Genomic DNA, 2,748 nt, shown 5'->3' on the forward strand with positions numbered 1-2,748 from the left:
TGACTCCCAAGGACAAGTCATTGGCATTCGGAGTTTGTCTGAATTCGGTAACCCGATGAGGGCCCCTAGTCCAAACAGTGCTCTACCTCCAAGACTCTTTACCTTGAGGCTAGCCCTAAAGCTATTTCGGAGAGAACCAGCTATCTCCAGGTTCGATTGGAATTTCACCGCTACCCACACCTCATCCCCGCACTTTTCAACGTACGTGGGTTCGGGCCTCCAGTAAGTGTTACCTTACCTTCACCCTGGACATGGGTAGATCACCTGGTTTCGGGTCTACGACCTCATACTCAAAACGCCCTATTCAGACTCGCTTTCGCTGCGGCTCCGTCTCATCGACTTAACCTTGCATGAAATCGTAACTCGCCGGTTCATTCTACAAAAGGCACGCCATCACACATGAATGTGCTTTGACTATTTGTAGGCACACGGTTTCAGGATCTTTTTCACTCCCCTTCCGGGGTGCTTTTCACCTTTCCCTCACGGTACTGGTTCACTATCGGTCACTAGGGAGTATTTAGCCTTGGGAGATGGTCCTCCCAGCTTCCGACGGGATTTCACGTGTCCCGCCGTACTCAGGATCCACTCAGGAGGGAACGAAGTTTCGACTACAGGGCTGTTACCTTCTATGGCGGATCTTTCCAGATCGCTTCAACTACCCCGTTCCTTTGTAACTCCATGTTGAGTGTCCTACAACCCCAAGAGGCAAGCCTCTTGGTTTGGGCTTTTTCCGTTTCGCTCGCCGCTACTCAGGAAATCGATTTTTCTTTCTCTTCCTCCGGGTACTTAGATGTTTCAGTTCCCCGGGTCTGCCTTCCATTTCCTATGTATTCAGAAATGGATACTACCCCATTACGGGCAGTGGGTTTCCCCATTCGGAAATCTCCGGATCAAAGCTTGCTTACAGCTCCCCGAAGCATATCGGTGTTAGTCCCGTCCTTCATCGGCTCCTAGTGCCAAGGCATCCACCGTGCGCCCTTTCTAACTTAATCAGTAAAAAGGTTTCTTATGGATGATTCCATAAGGTGATGTTTCTTGGTTTGTTTATTCTCTATTATCTGGTTTTCAAGGAACAAATAACAGGCCTCTATAAAAGATAGCCATGTTTTGAGAGTTCAACCTCTCAAAACTGAACGAAACGAAACGTCTTCTGATCAGCACTCGACTGATCAAGATTCCTTAGAAAGGAGGTGATCCAGCCGCACCTTCCGATACGGCTACCTTGTTACGACTTCACCCCAATCATCTGTCCCACCTTCGGCGGCTGGCTCCAAAAGGTTACCCCACCGACTTCGGGTGTTACAAACTCTCGTGGTGTGACGGGCGGTGTGTACAAGGCCCGGGAACGTATTCACCGCGGCATGCTGATCCGCGATTACTAGCGATTCCGGCTTCATGCAGGCGAGTTGCAGCCTGCAATCCGAACTGAGAATGGTTTTATGGGATTGGCTCGACCTCGCGGTTTTGCTGCCCTTTGTACCATCCATTGTAGCACGTGTGTAGCCCAGGTCATAAGGGGCATGATGATTTGACGTCATCCCCACCTTCCTCCGGTTTGTCACCGGCAGTCACCTTAGAGTGCCCAACTGAATGCTGGCAACTAAGATCAAGGGTTGCGCTCGTTGCGGGACTTAACCCAACATCTCACGACACGAGCTGACGACAACCATGCACCACCTGTCACTCTGTCCCCCGAAGGGGAACGCTCTATCTCTAGAGTTGTCAGAGGATGTCAAGACCTGGTAAGGTTCTTCGCGTTGCTTCGAATTAAACCACATGCTCCACCGCTTGTGCGGGCCCCCGTCAATTCCTTTGAGTTTCAGCCTTGCGGCCGTACTCCCCAGGCGGAGTGCTTAATGCGTTAGCTGCAGCACTAAAGGGCGGAAACCCTCTAACACTTAGCACTCATCGTTTACGGCGTGGACTACCAGGGTATCTAATCCTGTTCGCTCCCCACGCTTTCGCGCCTCAGCGTCAGTTACAGACCAAAGAGCCGCCTTCGCCACTGGTGTTCCTCCACATCTCTACGCATTTCACCGCTACACGTGGAATTCCGCTCTTCTCTTCTGCACTCAAGTTTCCCAGTTTCCAATGACCGCTCACGGTTGAGCCGCGAGATTTCACATCAGACTTAAGAAACCGCCTGCGCGCGCTTTACGCCCAATAATTCCGGACAACGCTTGCCACCTACGTATTACCGCGGCTGCTGGCACGTAGTTAGCCGTGGCTTTCTGGTCAGGTACCGTCACGGTACCGTTAGTTAGACGGTACTTATTCTTCCCTGACAACAGAGTTTTACGATCCGAAAACCTTCTTCACTCACGCGGCGTTGCTCCGTCAGACTTTCGTCCATTGCGGAAGATTCCCTACTGCTGCCTCCCGTAGGAGTCTGGGCCGTGTCTCAGTCCCAGTGTGGCCGATCACCCTCTCAGGTCGGCTACGCATCGTCGCCTTGGTGAGCCGTTACCTCACCAACTAGCTAATGCGCCGCGGGCCCATCTGTAAGTGACAGCAAAACCGTCTTTTAACCTTTCCCCATGCGGGGAAAGAAGTTATCCGGTATTAGCTCCGGTTTCCCGAAGTTATCCCAGTCTTACAGGCAGGTTGCCCACGTGTTACTCACCCGTCCGCCGCTAACTTCAGGGAGCAAGCTCCCATCCATTCGCTCGACTTGCATGTATTAGGCACGCCGCCAGCGTTCGTCCTGAGCCAGGATCAAACTCTCATATAAGTAGTTGATTAGCTCAT

2 rRNA genes (1 of these 2 only partly in view) are annotated in these 2,748 nt (G+C 52.0%); both read right to left on the reverse strand.

Features of this window, described 5'->3' with window-relative positions:
* Positions 1-992: ribosomal RNA gene (locus KHA93_RS10735) — 23S ribosomal RNA — on the reverse strand (it extends 1,941 nt beyond the left edge of the window).
* A 191-nt stretch (positions 993-1,183) separates the two neighbouring features.
* A 16S ribosomal RNA gene (locus KHA93_RS10740) occupies positions 1,184-2,731 on the reverse strand.
* The 16S and 23S rRNA genes sit together here, the layout of an rRNA operon.
* Positions 2,732-2,748 lie beyond the last annotated feature (17 nt).

The organism is Lederbergia citrisecunda (assembly GCF_018343695.1).
Lineage (GTDB): Bacteria > Bacillota > Bacilli > Bacillales > Bacillaceae_C > Lederbergia > Lederbergia citrisecunda.